This window comes from Actinomadura sp. 6N118, from assembly GCF_044326415.1.
Taxonomy (GTDB): domain Bacteria; phylum Actinomycetota; class Actinomycetes; order Streptosporangiales; family Streptosporangiaceae; genus Spirillospora.
The window spans coordinates 116,797-133,919 of the sequence record NZ_JBIRAZ010000010.1; the positions used below are offsets into that span (position 1 = coordinate 116,797).

At 69.3% G+C, this 17,123-nt stretch carries 20 protein-coding genes; 11 read left to right on the forward strand and 9 right to left on the reverse strand.

Features of this window, described 5'->3' with window-relative positions; translation table 11 throughout:
- Positions 1 to 16: 16 nt before the first annotated feature.
- Positions 17 to 466: a MerR family transcriptional regulator gene (locus tag ACH34W_RS25945; RefSeq protein WP_395963643.1), complete on the forward strand. Its 450-nt coding sequence runs from the start codon at positions 17 to 19 to the stop codon at positions 464 to 466.
- Positions 467 to 649: 183 nt separating this feature from the next.
- Positions 650 to 1,945, forward strand: coding sequence for an aspartyl protease family protein (locus ACH34W_RS25950; RefSeq protein WP_395963644.1), 1,296 nt, complete (start codon positions 650 to 652; stop codon positions 1,943 to 1,945).
- 231 nt (positions 1,946 to 2,176) lie between these two features.
- On the opposite strand, the gene ACH34W_RS25955 is transcribed toward ACH34W_RS25950, so the two are convergent.
- From ACH34W_RS25955 to ACH34W_RS25980, 6 genes are all read right to left on the reverse strand, one after another.
- Positions 2,177 to 2,722: a M15 family metallopeptidase gene (locus ACH34W_RS25955; protein WP_395963923.1), complete on the reverse strand. Its 546-nt coding sequence runs from the start codon at positions 2,720 to 2,722 to the stop codon at positions 2,177 to 2,179.
- Positions 2,656 to 2,859 carry a hypothetical protein gene (locus tag ACH34W_RS25960; protein ID WP_395963931.1) on the reverse strand — a complete coding sequence of 68 codons (204 nt, stop codon included), beginning with the start codon at positions 2,857 to 2,859 and terminating at the stop codon, positions 2,656 to 2,658. Before ACH34W_RS25960 ends, ACH34W_RS25955 begins: the two co-directional genes overlap by 67 nt.
- A 267-nt stretch (positions 2,860 to 3,126) precedes the next feature.
- On the reverse strand, positions 3,127 to 4,362 hold the full coding sequence (locus ACH34W_RS25965; protein ID WP_395963645.1) for an ABC transporter permease: 1,236 nt from the start codon (positions 4,360 to 4,362) through the stop codon (positions 3,127 to 3,129).
- Between the two features lies 1 nt (position 4,363).
- Positions 4,364 to 5,119 (reverse strand): ABC transporter ATP-binding protein, encoded by a 756-nt coding sequence (locus tag ACH34W_RS25970; RefSeq protein WP_395963646.1) that lies wholly within the window; start codon positions 5,117 to 5,119, stop codon positions 4,364 to 4,366.
- Positions 5,116 to 6,345 carry a peptidoglycan-binding protein gene (locus ACH34W_RS25975; RefSeq protein ID WP_395963647.1) on the reverse strand — a complete coding sequence of 410 codons (1,230 nt, stop codon included), beginning with the start codon at positions 6,343 to 6,345 and terminating at the stop codon, positions 5,116 to 5,118. The genes ACH34W_RS25970 and ACH34W_RS25975 overlap by 4 nt, the downstream gene beginning before the upstream one ends.
- Complete coding sequence (locus tag ACH34W_RS25980) at positions 6,342 to 6,893, reverse strand: hypothetical protein (protein WP_395963648.1); 552 nt, start codon at positions 6,891 to 6,893, stop codon at positions 6,342 to 6,344. The genes ACH34W_RS25975 and ACH34W_RS25980 overlap by 4 nt, the downstream gene beginning before the upstream one ends.
- 116 nt (positions 6,894 to 7,009) lie before the next feature.
- Here ACH34W_RS25980 and ACH34W_RS25985 point away from each other — a divergent pair, with 116 nt between their 5' ends.
- Positions 7,010 to 7,684, forward strand: coding sequence for a response regulator transcription factor (locus tag ACH34W_RS25985; protein WP_395963649.1), 675 nt, complete (start codon positions 7,010 to 7,012; stop codon positions 7,682 to 7,684).
- Positions 7,671 to 8,837, forward strand: coding sequence for a sensor histidine kinase (locus tag ACH34W_RS25990; protein ID WP_395963650.1), 1,167 nt, complete (start codon positions 7,671 to 7,673; stop codon positions 8,835 to 8,837). The genes ACH34W_RS25985 and ACH34W_RS25990 overlap by 14 nt, the downstream gene beginning before the upstream one ends.
- Positions 8,838 to 8,881: 44 nt before the next feature.
- Here ACH34W_RS25990 and ACH34W_RS25995 read toward each other — a convergent pair whose 3' ends face one another.
- Positions 8,882 to 9,448, reverse strand: a complete 567-nt coding sequence (locus ACH34W_RS25995; RefSeq protein ID WP_395963651.1) for an alpha/beta fold hydrolase — start codon at positions 9,446 to 9,448, stop codon at positions 8,882 to 8,884.
- Between the two features lie 355 nt (positions 9,449 to 9,803).
- On the opposite strand from ACH34W_RS25995, the gene ACH34W_RS26000 reads away from it, so the two are divergent.
- Positions 9,804 to 10,358 carry a hypothetical protein gene (locus ACH34W_RS26000; protein WP_395963652.1) on the forward strand — a complete coding sequence of 185 codons (555 nt, stop codon included), beginning with the start codon at positions 9,804 to 9,806 and terminating at the stop codon, positions 10,356 to 10,358.
- A 217-nt stretch (positions 10,359 to 10,575) separates the two neighbouring features.
- On the forward strand, positions 10,576 to 10,926 hold the full coding sequence (locus tag ACH34W_RS26005) for a DUF397 domain-containing protein (RefSeq protein WP_395963653.1): 351 nt from the start codon (positions 10,576 to 10,578) through the stop codon (positions 10,924 to 10,926).
- Positions 10,927 to 11,232: 306 nt separating this feature from the next.
- On the opposite strand, the gene ACH34W_RS26010 is transcribed toward ACH34W_RS26005, so the two are convergent.
- Positions 11,233 to 11,610 (reverse strand): hypothetical protein, encoded by a 378-nt coding sequence (locus ACH34W_RS26010; protein ID WP_395963654.1) that lies wholly within the window; start codon positions 11,608 to 11,610, stop codon positions 11,233 to 11,235.
- 109 nt (positions 11,611 to 11,719) lie between these two features.
- On the opposite strand from ACH34W_RS26010, the gene ACH34W_RS26015 reads away from it, so the two are divergent.
- Complete coding sequence (locus ACH34W_RS26015) at positions 11,720 to 12,271, forward strand: hypothetical protein (protein ID WP_395963655.1); 552 nt, start codon at positions 11,720 to 11,722, stop codon at positions 12,269 to 12,271.
- Positions 12,217 to 12,906 (forward strand): hypothetical protein, encoded by a 690-nt coding sequence (locus tag ACH34W_RS26020; protein ID WP_395963656.1) that lies wholly within the window; start codon positions 12,217 to 12,219, stop codon positions 12,904 to 12,906. The genes ACH34W_RS26015 and ACH34W_RS26020 overlap by 55 nt, the downstream gene beginning before the upstream one ends.
- Positions 12,907 to 12,976: 70 nt before the next feature.
- Here ACH34W_RS26020 and ACH34W_RS26025 read toward each other — a convergent pair whose 3' ends face one another.
- Complete coding sequence (locus ACH34W_RS26025; RefSeq protein WP_395963657.1) at positions 12,977 to 13,957, reverse strand: ABC transporter substrate-binding protein; 981 nt, start codon at positions 13,955 to 13,957, stop codon at positions 12,977 to 12,979.
- 98 nt (positions 13,958 to 14,055) lie between these two features.
- On the opposite strand from ACH34W_RS26025, the gene ACH34W_RS26030 reads away from it, so the two are divergent.
- The 3 genes from ACH34W_RS26030 to ACH34W_RS26040 are packed head-to-tail and all read left to right on the forward strand — an operon-like array spanning position 14,056 to position 17,026.
- Complete coding sequence (locus ACH34W_RS26030) at positions 14,056 to 15,078, forward strand: FecCD family ABC transporter permease (protein WP_395963658.1); 1,023 nt, start codon at positions 14,056 to 14,058, stop codon at positions 15,076 to 15,078.
- Entirely contained in the window at positions 15,075 to 16,175 is a 1,101-nt protein-coding gene (locus tag ACH34W_RS26035) for a FecCD family ABC transporter permease (protein WP_395963659.1), read from the forward strand. Before ACH34W_RS26030 ends, ACH34W_RS26035 begins: the two co-directional genes overlap by 4 nt.
- Positions 16,172 to 17,026 (forward strand): ABC transporter ATP-binding protein, encoded by an 855-nt coding sequence (locus tag ACH34W_RS26040; RefSeq protein ID WP_395963660.1) that lies wholly within the window; start codon positions 16,172 to 16,174, stop codon positions 17,024 to 17,026. Before ACH34W_RS26035 ends, ACH34W_RS26040 begins: the two co-directional genes overlap by 4 nt.
- Positions 17,027 to 17,123 lie beyond the last annotated feature (97 nt).

Sequence of the window (17,123 nt, forward strand, 5' to 3'; positions counted from 1 at the left end):
AGACTCAGGAGGTCCGATGCGGATCGGCGACGCCGCGGCGGCAGCTGGCACCACCCCGCGCGCCCTGCGGTTCTACGAGCAGCAGGGTCTGCTGCCCCCGCCCCGGCGCACCGCCACCGGGCAACGCCGCTACGGCTCCGAGGAGGTCGCCCGCGTACGCGTCATTCGAGAGCTCCTCTCCCTCGGCCTGACAGTCGCCGACCTGCGAGGCTGCGCCGACCGCCTGGCCTTGCTGAACGGCGACGCACTTCCTGCATACGGCGCTCCGGAGGGCGCCTGCTCCCGCCCCTCCGGCATCGCCGAACGCCGCCTGGCCACCCTCAACGCCGAGATCGCCCGCCTGACCGACCTGCGCAACCGCCTGGCCGCCCAACTACCTGGACCCGCCCAGCTATCCGGACCCACCCGACCGCCTGGAGCCGCCCGGCCATCCGGAGCCGCCAACCACCGGCAGCCGACCAACTAACGGCAATCTGCGAACGGCAGTCCCGTACGTGGGGAGAACGAACTGGCCACTGCCAACGTCGGCACCACCCGACTCTGGCCGCAGACCTGGGTCACAGCCGGGTCACAGTCTTCGGCACCGTGCTGTGACCATCCGTTGGCTAGAAAGTTTGCGGGGCGGAAGGTGATCACAAAGGAGAAGGCCGTGGCTGATGACGGAGAATGGGACCGGCGTTCGCTGTTGCGGGGCACCGCCGTGGTGGCCGGTGCCGCCGCGACCACACCACTGCTGGGCAAGGCGGCCACGGCGCAAGCCGACAGCGGTGACGCGGACGCGTTGTTCAAGGCCGGGAAATTCGAACAGGCCGGCCGCGCGTACGAGGAGATCCTGAAGAAAGACCCCAGCAACGTGCACGCGGCCCGCCGGCGCGGCCATGTCGGGCTACTGGCCAACAAGTTCCCCGAGGCTGAGAAATACCTCACGATGGCCCTCAACCTGGCCCCCAGCGACAAGGAAACCAACCAGCTCCTGGGCGACTGCTACATGCGGCAGGACAAATTCTCCCTCGCCATACCACGCTGGCAAGCGGTCGGCGGCGACGTCCGCGCCAAATGGTTCGGGGCGGTCCGCGGCACGCCGTACCAGATCCACGGCGACATCTCGCGGCTGCCATGGCTGCAGACGGACCCGACGCCCCTGGTAGAGGCCTCGGTCAACGGCGGACCGCCGAAGCGCTTCATGTTCTACACCGGCGCCCCGTGGCTGGGCATGTCCGCGGAAGTAGCCAAGGAAGCCGGGCTGACCGCCGTGGCCAAGCAACAGATCGACTACCTGAACGGCACCGCGTGGCAGTACTTCGGGGTGCTGGACTCGTTCAAGCTAGGCGACATCGAACTGCGCAACATCCCCGTGGAATGGTCGGAGACCGACCAGCAAGACCCCGGGGGACCCAACGACGGCATCATCGGCACGTGGGTCTTCTACCACCTGCTGACCACCTTCGACTACGCGGGCCGGTCGCTGATCCTGCGCCGCCGGACCCCCGAAACGGCCAGGAAGGCACGCTCCGCCGCCGCCCGTGCGGGCGCCAAGCCCTTGCCACTGTGGCTGGCCAATGAGCATGGGGTGCACAGCACCGGCAGTGTCGCCGGCTCCGGCCCACAGGTGGTGGGCTTGTCCATCGGCGGAGTCAGCGAAGCCGCCGCGGTGATGTCCGAGGAAACGGCCAAGCGGTTGCGGGTCCGCATCGACTACGACCGCCCATTGGAGACTTTTGGCCACAGCCACCCAGTCGTCGTCTACCCCTGCTACCCGAAGGAGATCCGCCTCGGCGACGCCGCCGCCAAGGGGATCTACTGCAGCGCGAACCCCGTCAGCAGACCTTCTCGCTCCGGCTTCGACACGCTGGGCGCCTTCTTCCACCCCTTCTACAAGCCTTACAACGTCACCCTCGACTTCACCGACATGAACCTCTACATCGCCCGCGGCAAGGCCACCTGATCACCGCGACCGCACGGGCGTCATGGGAGCTACCTGGAGCTGCCGGCTCGTACGGCCCCCTGCGCAATGCGCTGCTGTGAGGGTGAGATCGAGCCGCCCAGGACAACGAGGGTTGAGCCGATCATGGGCGCTGGAGAGGCTACGTTCGAGCGTCGGTTCACTGCCAGCGTCGGCCGCAGCTTCCTGCAGGAACTGAAGGAGGATCCGGGTCCGCTGAGCACCGACACACTGCTAGCCGAAATAACCCAAAGCTGGAGCAGGTGACGCGGATCGGTCCGCCGCTGCTCCGGGGCAGATCCGGCTGACATTGCGGGTCGCCGAGGCTGGGCTGAAGCTGCCGGAGGGGATCGTCCGGCAGGCCATCGCCCCAATGGTGGGCAAGCGGACGCTGGCGGACGAGCGGTATTCGAAGTGCCACCACTCGTTGTCGTAGATGCGGTAGAGCCCGTATCGTCCGCCGTGCTGTTCGAGCCACCGTGCGCCTTCGGTCGGCCGGACGTCGAGTGCGAGTCCTCGTACGTGGCTGGATTCCTGTGGTGGCAGCACCCGGCGCCGTGCCGCGGTCACCGAGCCGGTGCGGCGCACTTCGGCGGTGAAGATCTGGTGCTGTTGTGCCGCGTCGCGATATCCGGAGGTGAGGCCGATCAGTTGCCGGTCGCGCCAGAACGCCTCGGCCCGCGCGTGGGTGAACGCCGCCAGCGTTTCCGGTGTCAGCCCGCGCAGATCCTCGGCGGGAAACCGCAGGCCAGGAAGCGAGCGCGGCCCGGCGCACGGCAGAAGGCAATCGGCACCAGCAGCACCGTGACGAGCCGGGTGACGGCCAGGACGCGCGCTTTGATCACGGCCTCCCCGGTCGACGATCCGTGTGCCGCGTCGAGTGACCGGAATTCGATGGCTCCGTACCAGATCCGCACCCGAGTGAGCAGTCCACGGGCGGCACCGCGATCGTGGAGGCCATGTCGACGATGCTGCGGTGCGCGACGGACTGCGCCTCGTGTTGAGCCCAGCAGGGCTACTCCGTGCATGCCGTCGCCAGCGGAGAGCGCTGGCCTCGGTCTGCTCTCCGGCTCCTAGGTGGTGGGTGCTCGACCACGGCCTGCCGATCATCATGCTGACTCGTGGCGAATCCACCCAGTTGGAGATCGCCAAGGGTGGATTCGCCTCGACTCACTGCGGAAGGGTCAGGCGGTACGTAGGGCCTCGGTTGGCGAGAGCCGGGCGGCGCGCAGCGCGGGCATCAGGCCGGCGATCGCGCCGATGACGATGGCCGAGCCGATACCGCCCGCCCATGCCTCGGCGGGAATGACGACCGTCCAGTCCTTGGCGCCGGCGTACACCGCGGTCGCCACGGCCCCGGCGGCCACGCCGACCACACCGCCGAGCACCGCCAGCATGATCGCCTCCGCCAGGAACTGCGTACGGATCTGTCCCCGCGTCGCCCCGAGCGCACGGCGCAAGCCGATCTCCGAGCGGCGTTCCAGGACGGAGATGATCATGATGTTGGCCACGCCGACCGCCCCTACGATCAGCGCCACCACGCCGAGTCCCAGGAACAGGCTGTTGAACGCTCCCTTCGCTGCGGCACGGGCGGTGAGCGCATCGGAGGGCTGGCTCACGTTGACCTCGTTCGAAGCCTCCGGGTTCGCGGTCTGCGCGAGCACCGACTGCACCTCTTCGACCGCGTCGGTCGTCGACCGTACGTAGAGCGTGCTCGGCGGGCCGTCCGCCGGCTTGCCGCGAGCCATGCTGATGTGGCCGAGGTAGCGCCGCGCCGCCGGATATCCGACCAGGGCGCTTGTGTCGATGTCCGGCGCGAGCGTCGCAGGGGTGAGGATCCCGGCGACATAGAACCACTGCCCGTCCAGCCACACTCGCTGCCCGGGATAGACGCGGCTGAACCCCAGTCGCTCGGCGGCTGCCGCGCCGAGCACGACGGCGGGCTGCGTCGCCGTCGCCTCGTTGAGCCAGCGGCCATGGGCGACACCGGTGCCGGCCACCTGCGGCAGGTTCAGACTCGCCGCCTGGACATTCAGCCCGTTGGTACTGATCGGAGGTATCAACGGGCTCCGGTACACCTTCGCGTCGCTGACCGTGCCGGTATGCGCCACCTCCTCGACGGACCCGAGCCGCGACACCCGGGCGGGCGCGGCGACCGGCATGACCGCTTCCTCCTGGGTGAAACTCTGGCCGGTCTTGGCGGTCAGCAGGTTCGTGCCGAGCCGGTCGATCTCCGCCAGCAGACCGGCCTGGGACGACGACGACAGCCCGAGGACCGCGACGATCGCCGTGGTGCCGATCGCGATTCCGAGCGCGGACAGCCCCGCCCGCAGCGGCCGGGCACGCAGCCCTGCGCTCGCCACCCGGGCCTGGTCTCCAGCGCGCAAGCGTGCCGGCACGAGATGGGATGGGATCCGCATGTCACTCCACCTCTCCTGGTCCGCTGTACGCACCCGCACCCGCGAAGGAGGTGGGGCTGTCGTCGGAGATGATCCGGCCGTCCAGGACGTGCATCCGGCGAGGCAATCGCGCGGCCAGGTCGCCGTCGTGCGTGATCATGATGATCGTCGCGCCATCGGCGTTGAGCTCTCGCAGCAGTTCGAGGATCGAGGCGCCCGTGGTGCTGTCGAGGTTGCCCGTCGGCTCGTCGGCGAGCACGATCGCCGGCTTGCCCACCAGTGCGCGGGCGATGGCCACGCGCTGGCGCTCACCTCCGGACATCTTCGTGGGACGGAAGTCGCGGCGATGCGCGAGCCCGACTCGATCGAGTGCGTCGGCGGCACGGCGCCGTCGCTCGCCGACCTCAACTCCCGCGTACAGGAGGCCGTTCGCGACGTTCTCCAGGGCAGTGGAGTGCTCAGCCAGGAAGAACTGCTGGAAGACGAACCCGATGCTGCGGGCGCGCAATGCCGCGAGCTGCCGGTCGCCGAGCCCCGCCGCGTCGACTCCGTCGATCCGGATCAACCCGTCGGTAGGCCGCTCCAGGGTCCCCATGACGTGCAGGAGCGTCGTCTTGCCTGACCCCGACGGCCCGACGATGGCGACCAGTTCGCCGTGGCGGACGGTGAAACTCACGCCCTGCAGCGCGGGCACGGGTGGCTGTCCTCCGTAGATCTTGGTGACGCCTTCCAGCTCGAGCGCGGGAGCCCGGCCGTCTTGATCGTGAGCCGTGCTCATGAGGCCGGCACCACCACTTGATCGCCGGCGGACAGGTCCCCGGACACCTGCACGAGCCCGTTGTCGTTGTCGAACATGCCGAGCGTCACGGGAACCAGACGGCGCAGCCGGCCACCCGCCGGGTCGGCCACCTCGACGACGTAGCCGCCTCCGGCCTTGCCCATGAGCGCGGTGACCGGAACGGTCAGCGCCTTCTTGACCCCGCCGGTCGTGATCTGCACCTGAACCGGGGCCTCGTCCAGCTTCCCCGCGTCCTTGGGGCGATTGAGCGTGATGTACACCGGGAGCGTGGAGCTCGACGAGTCCTTCTTGTCGTCAACGGATTTGGCGACCGTCCCGATGCGGCTCACCTTGCCCGGAGTCGTCCTGTTGTCCGGAAGCGTGATCTGGACACGGTCACCGACCTTGACCTGGGACTGCTGACCGGCGTCGAGTTCCACCGTCACCTGGCGCCTGGCCGAGGCTGCCTGGGCCACCTGGGCTCCCGCCGCCGCCCGCGTTCCGGCCTTGGCCATCGCCTTCGTCACCCGGAGCGGACCGGGCAGGAACACGGCCTCCCCGAGGCCCAGACTCCCGGTCTCGTCGACGCCCAGCTGATCCTGCAGTTCGGTGACCGCCTCCGCGGTCTCCGATCCGTAGTAGTCCGAGTCGGGATCGAGCTCGGACTTCTCGGCGTACCCGAGCTTCACGAGGTTCTCGTTGAGGTAGCGCACCTCGCGGCCCTCATCGCCTACTGACAGAGCGCGGTAAGCCGGTGTGCCGCCGCAGATCAGCACCACCGGCTTCTCGTCCACCCGGTAGAGGGTCTTGCCGCAGTCGATCTCCTTGCCCTCGCTGGGGACCCAGGTGTAGACGCCTTCGGCCTGGTTGACCACGGCGTACGGGGTCCCGTCACCACGGGCCGCGTACGAGAGCGTCCCGCTCTGCGTCACCTGCGTGGACAGCGGTCCTTCCCGTACGGCAGCCAGCGAAGTGCCTTGGGTCGAGGACGCGGGCTGGGTGTCCCCGTCATCGAAGGGATCCATGACTGCGGCGGCAACACCCGCGGCGACCAGCAGCACCAGGGCCCCCGTCCCGGCGAGCGCCTTCCGCCGTCTGCGCCGGCGCGGCTTCCGGCGGTCCGGGGCGGGGATACCGGGGGCGGTGTCCTCGGCACCGGGCACACCGGAAGGCGCCTCCTTGGCCCCGGGCATACCGGAAGGCGCCTCCTTGGCATCGGTGCTCATCCGCCGCCACCCGCCGGCCGCAACGACTGGCATTTCTGCGCCGCAGCCTTGAACTGTGGCGAGTGGGGATTGGCGTCACCGATGTCCTGTGCTCCGCCCTGGGGGTCGGGGAACTGGGGCACCCCGTTCTTGCGCATGCACTGCGCGTACTTCAGCGCTTGGGCCTGCGCGGCCGGGTTCTTCTGGGAGGTCCATCCCGGCGGCCGCAATGACTCGCATTTCTGCGCCGCAGCCTTGAACTGCGGCGACTTGGGGTTGATAACGGGTCGGCCATCGCTCCCCCTCGGAAGACGGAACTTCGTCCCGTCAATGGGGTCAGGCCACTCCGGGACTCCGTTCTGGCGCATGCATTGCGCGAACTTCAGATACTGGTCGTTGCCCTTGCCAGTGGCACCACTGCCCGCTGCCACACCCGAACCGCTGCCAGAAGCCGCACCCGAACCGCCGGAAGAGTCGTCCGATCCACCGCAGGCCGCGAGCACCGGCAGGAAGATCGCGAGCGCCACCAGCGGCAGCGCCAGGGGCCGTTTCGGCTTCGCTATGTACATGCGTGGTCTCCTTCACAACAGTGGACTGGAGGCCTTTCTAGACAACGGACGGTCACACCACGGTCAGAGCTCCTGTGACCCGGCTGTGACCGCGGCGGGGGCATCCTGATCACACGATGAGAGTGCTGGTGGCCGAGGATCACGCCGAGCTCGCGGCGTCCGTGGCGAGAGTCCTGCGCCGCGAGGGGATGGCCGTCGACGTGGTCCACGACGGCAGGGCGGCGGTCGAACGGACCTCGCTGCTGGACTACGACGTCGTCGTGCTCGACCGGGACCTGCCCGCCGTCCACGGCGACGAGGTGTGCCGCTTGCTGGTGAGCCGGACGCGCCGTACCCGTGTCCTGATGCTCACCGCCTCCGGCACGATCGCCGACCGGGTGTCGGGTCTGAGCCTCGGCGCCGACGACTATCTGCCGAAGCCGTTCGCCTACGCCGAGCTCGTAGCCCGGATCCGGGCCCTCGGCCGCCGGGCGCAGCCGGCGCTGCCGCCGGTCCTCGTCCGCGGTGATCTGCGGCTGGATCCGGCGCAGCGGATCGCGACCCGGGCGGGAATGCGCCTGGCGCTGAGCCCGAAGGAGTTCGCGGTTCTGGAGTACCTGCTCGGCGCCGACGGCCGTGTCGTGTCCGCCGAGGAACTGCTGGAACGGGTGTGGGACGAGGCGACCGACCCGTTCACGACCACCGTCAAGGCCACGATGAACCGGCTGCGGTCCAAGCTCGGCCCACCACCACTGATCGAAACCGTCCAGCAGGGCGGCTACCGGATAGGTGATGCCCATGCGCCTTCGTGACCTGCTCCGCCCGAGCGTCTCCCCTTCTCTGTCACTCCGGACCGTGCGCATGCGTCTCACGGCCTTGTACGGCGCACTGTTCATGATCTCCGGCGCGGTCCTTCTCACGATCACTTACTTGCTCCAGCGCCGCACCAGGTGGGTGGTCTTGGACAACACCGGCAATGCGCGGGAAATCCGCAAGCACCTGAATCAAATGAAGGAAGCACAGCTGCGCGACTTGCTGACGCAGTCCGGGATCGCTTTCGCGATCATGGTGGTGATCTCGATCGCGCTGGGCTGGCTGGTCGCCGGACGTGCCCTGCGGCCACTGCGCACGATGACCACCACGATCCAGCAGATCTCCGCCCGTAACCTGCACGAACGGCTCGCCGTCATAGGACCTCGCGACGAGATGAAAGACCTCGCCGACACGGTCGATGGCCTGCTCGGCCGTCTGGAGACCGCCCTCAACGCGCACAAGCGGTTCGTCGCCAACGCCGCACATGAACTGCGCACGCCGCTCACCCTGGAGCGTGCGCTCCTGGAGGAGACACTCACCGACCGTGAGGCCACACTGGAGTCCTACCGGGCGACCGCAGAGCGATTGCTCGCGATCAGCAAGGACCAGGGGCAGTTGCTGGAAGCCCTGCTCACGCTCGCCAGCAGCGAGCGTGGTCTCGACCGCCAGGAGCCCTTCGATCTGTCCGATCTCGCCCGTCAGGCCCTCGACTCATCAAGCCTTGAGGCGGACGCGCGCGACGTGCGCATCTATACCCGGATCGCGCCCGCCCCGTCCGCAGGCGACCCCGCGCTGGCCGGACGCCTCATCGCCAATCTCATCGAAAACGCCGTGCACCACAACGTGACCGGCGGCCACGTGGAAGTCGCGACCCAGACCAGGACCGGGCGGGCGTCCGTCTCGGTGGTCAACAGCGGACCGGTCATCCCCCCGCAGCAGGTCGGCCGGCTCTTCGAGCCCTTCCAGCGGCTCGGCGGACGGACGGCGCGCGGCGACGGCCACCACGGCCTCGGCCTTTCGATCGTCCACGCCATCGCGACGGCGCACGGCGCTGACATCACCGCACACGCCCGCCCGGGCGGCGGCCTCTCCGTCGAGATCAGCTTCCCCGCGAACAGCCGCACCCAGGTGCCAGTACACGCACACGCCTGACAACCTGCGGCGACGCGCGACCCAGGCTGATGTTTGGCTTCGGGTCAGCGAAGGGAGGTGATGATGTCGGCCACCTCGTTGGGCATCGAGAGGAACGGCGAGTGGGAGGCGCCGACCGTGGCGAGGTCAAGCCGCAGCGCGCCTAGCTGGGCCGGGTCGCCCTGCAACAACGGCGCGACCTGGTCATCGGCGGCCTCGGGCATCCGCGTGTATGCCGCCGCCGACACGTCGGATGCCGGCATGTACGCAGAAAGGTACGCCGCGTGCGCAACCAGTTCGGGCGTCTGCTGGGCCACTCGCGTCAGTACGGGGCCGGCGGCGCTATGGGCGACCACCGTCACCGGCTCGCCACCGCCAATCCGCTTGATCTGCGAAGTCAGCAACTCGGCCGCATCGTCGAGGCTCACGCCCGCAAGGGGCGAAACCTCCGTGCTGACTGCCTCTGGGTTGTACGGGTGTTCGGCGAACCACCGAGGACGGCGGGCGTACAGCCCGTGCCCCGCCATGTCCACCGCAACGGCCAGGCGACCGGCGGCTGCCACATGGGGGATGACTTCGCTCCAGCACCAGGAGCCGTGCCAAAAACCGTGAACGAATACCAGCGTGGACATTTATTCTCCCTGTGATGTCTACGTCAAAGCCCGGAGGGCCTGGCGGGCACCCAGATCTTCGCCCGCGACCCCGCGGCGACCGCGGCGGACTGACCCCTTCCTCCCACGCTCGGCCAGCCGCAACGCAAGGTCAGTGAGGGCGAACATCCCGATGCCGGGGGCTCCGCTTCCCCGTACCCCCCGTCGGGGGTGGTTCGATACGCCGCACCTGGCGCGGGTTCACAGGTGACCTAGGCGCCATAGCCCCCTGGGGCCATTCGGCGATGGACCTGCGGCACCTACCCCGGGCGACCTGCGGATCGGCATAGTGGCTCGCGCCATAAGCCGATTTTGCGCCGATCCCCAGGAGAACGCCGTGCGTCCGATCCAGCGTTACCTCGCTGCCGGAATGATGACCGCCGCCACCCTCGGCACAACCGCCGCGATCGCCCCCGCCGCCCAGGCCACCGAGGCCGCCCACGCCGCCGAGGCCGCCGCTGGACCGTGCAACCTGAAGAAGCCCTACAAGTCCATTCCGGTCCCGAAGAGCAGCGACCCGGCGGTGAAGCTCAGCGTGGGCTTGGCCAAGGTCGACCCCCTGGACCCCAAGGACGTGAAGCGGACGAGGTTCAGGGTCCTGTACTGCCCCAACAAGGCCGACAAGAAGCACCTCGACGGCAGGTCGAATAAGGTCGTGCTCAAGGTCACCCTCACCAAGGGCAAGAAGACCTACACCAACAAGTGCGAAGTGGCTCAGTACTTCCGCCGCGACCTCCGGATCAACGACGGACGGCCGCTGGGCCATAACTGCTACCAGGTCGCCCCCAAGAGCCCGAAGGGCTGGAAGGCCACCGGGGTGCTGACCTACGACGTCGTCACCGACAAGCGCGGGCCGTTCACCTACAAGGTGACCAACTCCAAGCTCAAGTGAACGCCTGGGGGCATGAATCTCCTGCGTGAGTCAGCCAGCCGCATCTGGCACCGACAGCGCTCGGGAGCTGGAGTGCTCATCCGCGCGAGAGGGATCTCTCGCCGTTCCCGCCGATGAGCACTCCGGCCCGTCGCGACAGGTGGGTACCGCAGGTGCGTTGTGACATGCGGACCGGGGTGAGCTGGTCTGGCCCGATCTCGACGTCGCCCAGTTCGGCGTGAGCCGCCGGAGGAACTACCGCGTCAGGATCTCGCCGGCCATTTTCGTCGCTGGCAGTTGCGAGGCCGGTTCCAGGCCGGGCTCGTCGGCCAGCGGGTACGCCAGGTCCGGCACAGCCGTCAGCCGGCTCCTCAACGGCGGCGGCGACTGTGTCGAGGTCGCTCTCGCCTGGCGTAAGAGCAGCTACAGCGGCCAGGGCGGCGGGGACTGTGTCGAGGTCGCAGCCCCAGAGACACTGCACCTTGCGCGTGACTCCAAGGATCCGAGCGGTACGGTTCTGGCGTTCGCGCCCGCGGAGTGGTCAGCCTTCGTCGCCCGCGTGAAGCAGAACGAGCACGAGCTTCCCTAGGCGGCCGACCGCGCAGCCTCAGGACCCTGGCGCTTCGCGCTAGGGTCTGTCGCGTTCTCGCAGCTCCACGTGACCCGCACATCCCGTTCAGCTTCCCCCACGCGATCATGTCTACCCGGACAGCCCGCAAGCCGATCAACCGCAGTCCATGATCAGCGGCGAAGCCGCTTCCCTCTATCTCATTGTCGTTTCTGCCCGGGGGCGACCCCCGGATACGCGACCGCCCCGCCGGGCGCTGGCTCGGCGGGGCGGAGACTGGGCGTTCAGATGGTCAGGTCATCGGGTGTCCTGAGCGCGGCAGGGGGGTCAGGCGCGGCAGGCGAGCTTGGTCTTGTGAAGGCGCCCGTTCCACTCCGGCTTCTGCCCGTTCGCCTCGGCGTCCTCGTAGAGGGCGAAGATGCTGATGCAGAGGCCCTTGCCCTTCCACTTGCCCTGCACCTTCACCGGACCGGCGTACCGCCGGAAGTTGCCCTGGTCGGTGTCGACGTTGTTCTTCTGGCGGTCCTCAGCCCAGCGCGAGTTCATGATCTGCAGGTACATCGGGACCTTGTCGTTGTACCGCGCGTGCCCGGGACGCTTGACCATGACGGCGCAGTTCCAGCCACTCGCCGCGGGAGAGACCGCGGAGGTGAGGCCCACGACGGTGGCCGCCGCGACGAGCACCGTGACAATGCGCTTGAACATCTGCGTTTCTCCTGGTGGAAGGCTCCGCACGGCCCGTATTGAGAGTGCGGACGCTCCGCGATGAATCGTCAGTGGCAGGTGACACACTGTGGCGCGGGAGGTGAGAAACGTGACTGCAAGCCGCCGGGGTCTCGGGCGAGAGAAGGTCCGTAAGCTGCTGGAACTCGCAGTCTGGGAGGTGGAGCTGGCAGTGGAGACCGGCCTGCTGCGGCGCCTTCCCGACCGTACGTTCGACCCCGTCAGCGTCAACGCCGCAATGGCCGATATCGAGTACTTCCGGCGTGTGCTGGCCGGTGAGCGCCGGTGCAACGCCACCGAATCGGCTGCCAGGCTCGGTATCCCCGTCGAGCGTTTCAAGAAGCTGGCACTCGTCACTGGCCTGTCCCCGGTGGTCACCGAAGAGCTCCGGAAGTACGGACGGATCCTCACCGTCCGCTACTACCGCGCACGCGATGTCGACGCCCTGGCCGACCACGTCCGTGCCGACGTCGAGCTTCGCAGCGCCGCACGGGCGGTCTCCCGCTCGCAAGCGGCCAAGAAGGCCGCACAGACCCGCAAGCGGAACCTCGCACAAGCTGCTGCGGCACGGGAGAGGTCCAGACCGCCATGCCCACCCCCGAGGACGAACCGCTCCAGATCCTTCTGTGGTGCATCGCGTTGATGAGTGTCGCGGACAAGCATCCGAAACCGCTGCGGCGTCTGAGCGGCATCGAGGACCAGCGCGTCAAGGCGCTGAGCGCACTGCTGTGCCGTGCCCGCTACTCCGACCAGGAGCTGGAGACGATGCTCACCGCGCTCACCGGCAGGGCGGCCGAGTTGGCCGACGGCCTGGTCCCGCCTCGGGATGTCGAGCGCGAGCTGGGCGTGCCCGTCACCATGATCCCCGCGGATTCTCCTCGGCTCGGTGACCACCTGTTCGCCGACGATCTTCGCCGTATGGCCGCTTCACCGCCGTCCTGGCTGCTGGCGGCAAGGGCTCAGGTGGAGTTGGAACGAGCGGCGTACACGCAGGCGCGGCACGCCGCCGAGGAGTCCGAGCGCAGGCGGCGAGCCGAACAGGAAGCCATCGCCACGGCCGCTCGTGCCGCCTCCCAGCTCTCCGACGAGTCCGTGGCGGAGCTCTTCGGCCTACCTCCCGACGTGATCAACGGTCTTCGCCCGCGCAGCGGCCGCTGGTCGGCCGAGCACATCGCCCAGCTGCTCCGCAACACTCCACCCTGGCTGCGTGACGTGACCGCGGCTCAGGAGGAGATCAGTCGTCGCCGCGCCGCCGCTCGCCGAAGGCGACGCACCTGACCCGCGTCGCGGCGGGCGGACGCATGCCGTCCGCCCGCCGCACGCGCCCGTCCTGACGTCGGCGTGGTGGTCAGGCCGTCCGTGCCGGGTCGACCTCGAAGAACTTCGCGAGGTCGTCCAGCATGGAGTGGGCGCCTTGCAGGCCTACCGCGGTCATCCAGGTGGCGTCGTTCACCTGGCGCTTCTCACCCTTCATCCGGCCCCACAGCGGGTTGTTCTTGAACTTGGTCTCGACCTGGCGGGCCTTGCCGGAGTCGTCGATGAAGGTGGTGATGAAGATCTGGTCGGCGTCCAGCTCCCTGATCCGCTCCTCGCTCATGTCGACCGCGATCTTGTCGCTGGTCGGCTGGCCCTTCGGGCGGGGGAAACCCACGTCCTTGAGGACGATCCCCGAGTAGCTGCCCTCGGTGTAGAGGCGCACGGTCGGCTCATCGGTGAAGCGCACTACCGAGATCGACGGGAGCTTGCCGTTCTTCTTCTTGATTGCGGCGCCGATGGCCTGGGCGCGGGTCTCGTACGCCTTGACCCGCTGGTCGGCGAGCTGCTCCTTGCCCAGGGCCTTGCCGACCAGCCGCACGTTGTCCTTCCAGGTCGCGCCGGTGGTCTCGGTGAAGACCGTCGGTGCGATCTGGGAGAGCCGGCCGTACAGCGCCTCGTGTCTGATCTTGGCCGAGAGGATCAGATCGGGCTTGAGTGCGCTGATCTTCTCCAGGCTGGGCTCGGCGAGCGTGCCGACCGGCTGCGCGCTTGAGGCGTGTTCGCGACCGGCCTCGCCGAGGTAGTCGGGCAGCTTCTCGGTGATGGTCCGGTAGGTGGTGTAGCCGTACACGTCGGCGTCCAGGCTGATCGCGGCGTCCAGGAAGGACTGGTCGAGCGCGACGATCCGCTTCGGCTCCTTGTAGATCTTGGTGGTGCCCATGGCGTGCTGGACGGTGCGCAGTGGTGTCCCGCCCTCGCCGTCGCCAGATGAACCGCAGGCCGTCAGGCCGAGGGTGGTGAGTGCGGCGACGGCGATCCCGGCGGCCGCGCGCCGGAGCGGCGACGTCCTCATTTGAGTATCCTTCTCGATTTAGGTCAGCCTGGCCTGTTTTAGGCGAGCCTTACCTAACCACATCGTGACCTGCGACGAAAGAGACAGCCGGTGCTGCAGTGCTGATTGAGGCGGTCCAGCGAGGGGTTTTCCGGCACCGGCCGACCGTGCTGCTCGTCCTGGCGATGCTGACCGCCCTGGCGGCGCTGGCGAGCGTCATGATCGGGGCCAGGCACGTCCCGGTGGCTGGAGTCTGGGACGCGATCTTCGCCCCCTCGGGGACCGAGGAGGACATCGTCGTACGATCCCTGCGGCTCCCGCGCACCGCGTTCGGGCTGCTGGCCGGGACCGCGCTCGGCGTGGCCGGCGCGCTGGTGCAGGGCCACACCCGCAACCCGCTGGCCGATCCCGGGCTGCTCGGCGTGACGCAGGGCGCGGCGTTCGCGATGGTGCTGAGCATCTTCACCTTCGGCGTCACGGGCGTGGGCACCTATATCTGGTTCGGGTTCGCGGGTGCACTGGCCGCCAGCGTGCTGGTCTTCGTGCTCGGCGGCGCCGGGCGCGGCGGTGCCACACCGCTCACCCTCGCGCTGGCGGGCGCCGCCGTGACCGCGTTCCTGCACGGCCTGGTCGCCGGGCTGGTACTGCTCGACGAGCAGGCCATGGACACCTACCGGTTCTGGCAGGCAGGGGCGCTGGCGGGCCGGGACGCGGACGTGCTGCCCTTGCTGTTGCCGTTCGTGCTGGTCGGGCTGGTCCTGGCGATGGCGAACGCGCCTGGACTCAACGCCCTCGCGCTGGGCGAGGACGTGGCCCGCTCGCTCGGACACCGGATCGGGCTCGCCCGCACCATCGGCATCACCGCGATCACGCTGCTGACAGGGGCCGCCGTGGCAGCTTGCGGCGCGCTGGCGTTCCTCGGGCTGATCGTCCCGCATCTGGCCCGTGCCCTGTCGGGTCCCGACCATCGCTGGTTGCTGCCGTTCTCCGGGCTGCTGGGCGCGACGCTGCTGCTGGCCGCGGATGTGACCGGGCGGCTGGTGGCCCGTCCCGGCGAGGTCGAGGTGGGCATCATGCTCGCCTTGCTCGGAGGGCCGTTCTTCATCGCGCTGGTCCGGCGCAGAAAGGCGATGCGGCTGTGACCACCGTGAAGGAGACCCCCAGCCCAGGGCCCCGAGACCCGAGACCCGGGCCGCGGGCACTGCGGGCGGGCCCGGTGTCGTTCCGGGTACGGACCCGTCCCCTCCTGCTGGTCCCCGCCGGGCTCGCCGTCCTGGCGCTGCTGATGGCCCTGAACATCGGTCGCGGCGACTACCCGATCGGTGTCGGCGACGTCGTCCGCACGCTGCTCGGCAGCCCGGAGAACCGGTTCGTCGTGATGGAGCTGCGGCTGCCGCGTGCCCTCACCGGGGCACTGGTCGGCGCCGCGCTCGGGCTGTCCGGCGCCCTCACCCAGTCGATCACCCGCAACCCGCTGGCCAGCCCCGACACCCTCGGCATCGGCCAGGGCGCCAGCGTCGTCGTGGTCGCGCTCACCGTCGCGACCGGCAGTGCCGCCGGCGGCGCGGGCGGCGCGCTCGCCGGGATCGGCATCCCGCTCGCCGCGCTGGCGGGCGGCCTGGTCAGCGGCGTGCTCGTCTACATGCTGGCCTGGCGGAGCGGCCTGGACGGCTACCGGCTCGTCCTGGTCGGCATCGGCTTCGCCGGTGTGGCCTCCAACATCAAGTGGTGGCTGCTGGCCCTGGGCGACGTCAATGACGCAAGCCGCGCGATGGCCTGGATCACCGGCACCCTGAACGCGCGCGGCTGGGAGCATGTCCGGCCCGTCGCGCTGGCCCTGGCCGTGCTGGTCCCGCCCATTCTGATCGGCGCGTTCGCCCTCGGCTCGCTGCGGCTGGGCGACGAACCCGCCCGCGGCCTCGGCCTGCGGGTGAACCTGGACCGCTCGCTGCTGATCCTGGCCGCCATCGTGCTCGCCTCGATCGCCACCGCCTCCGCCGGACCGGTCGAGTTCGTCGCTCTGGCCGCCCCGCAGATCGCGCTGCGGCTGGCCGGCACGTCCCAGCCCCCGCTGGTCGGGTCGCTGGTCACCGGGGCCGTCCTCACCGTCGGCGCCGACCTCATCGCCCGCACCGCGTTCGGCGGCGTGGAACTGCCCGTCGGCGTCGTCACCGCGGTCCTCGGCGCGCCCCTGCTCGTCTACCTGCTCGTACGGTCCCGGCGAAAGGCGACCCTGTGACCCCGCCCCCTGTGACCCCCGCCCCGGACGCCCCCGCTCATTCTCTGGAGGCACGGGAGCTGCGGCTCGGGTACGGCGACCGGCTGGTCGTCGACGGCCTGTCCCTGGATCTCACCGGCGCCGGCATCACCGCGATCATCGGGCCCAACGGCTGCGGCAAGTCCACCCTGCTGCGCGGGCTGGGCCGGCTGCTGCGTCCCCGCGGCGGCCAGGTCGTCCTGGACGGCGCCGACATCGCCCGCCTCCCGACGCGGGAGGTCGCCCGGCGGATGGCGGTGCTGCCGCAGGCCCCGCAGGCACCCGAGGGCCTCACCGTCGCCGACCTGGTCGCGCGCGGACGGCATCCGCACCAGGCGTGGTACCGCCAGTGGTCCACCGGCGACGAGAGGGTCGTGAACGCGGCGCTGGCGAGGACCGACATGCTGGAGCACGCCGAACGGCCGATGGAGGAGCTGTCGGGCGGGCAGCGGCAACGCGTGTGGATCTCCATGGCGCTGGCCCAGGACACCGGCCTGCTCCTGCTCGACGAGCCCACCACCTACCTCGACCTGGCCCACCAGGTCGAGGTACTGGAACTGATACAACGCCTGCACGCCGACGACGGCCGCACCATCGTCATGGTCCTGCACGACCTCAACCTCGCCGCCCGCTACGCCCGCCGTCTCGTCGCGATGCGTGACGGCGCCGTGGTCACCCAGGGCACCCCGGCCGAGGTCCTCACCGAGGCGATGCTGGAGGAGGTGTTCGGCCTCCCCGCCCGCGTGATCGAGGACCCGGTCACCGGCGCGCCACTGGTCATCCCGCTGGGCTCGCACGCCACCCCGCGCGACCCCGCTCAGACGGGCACGTAGCACGGGGAGACAGGCACGTAGCGCGGGATCCTCGATCATCCTGTCAATGATCGCTGGGGCCTCACTTTCGTGACCTTGAGGGAGACTCTTAAGAACT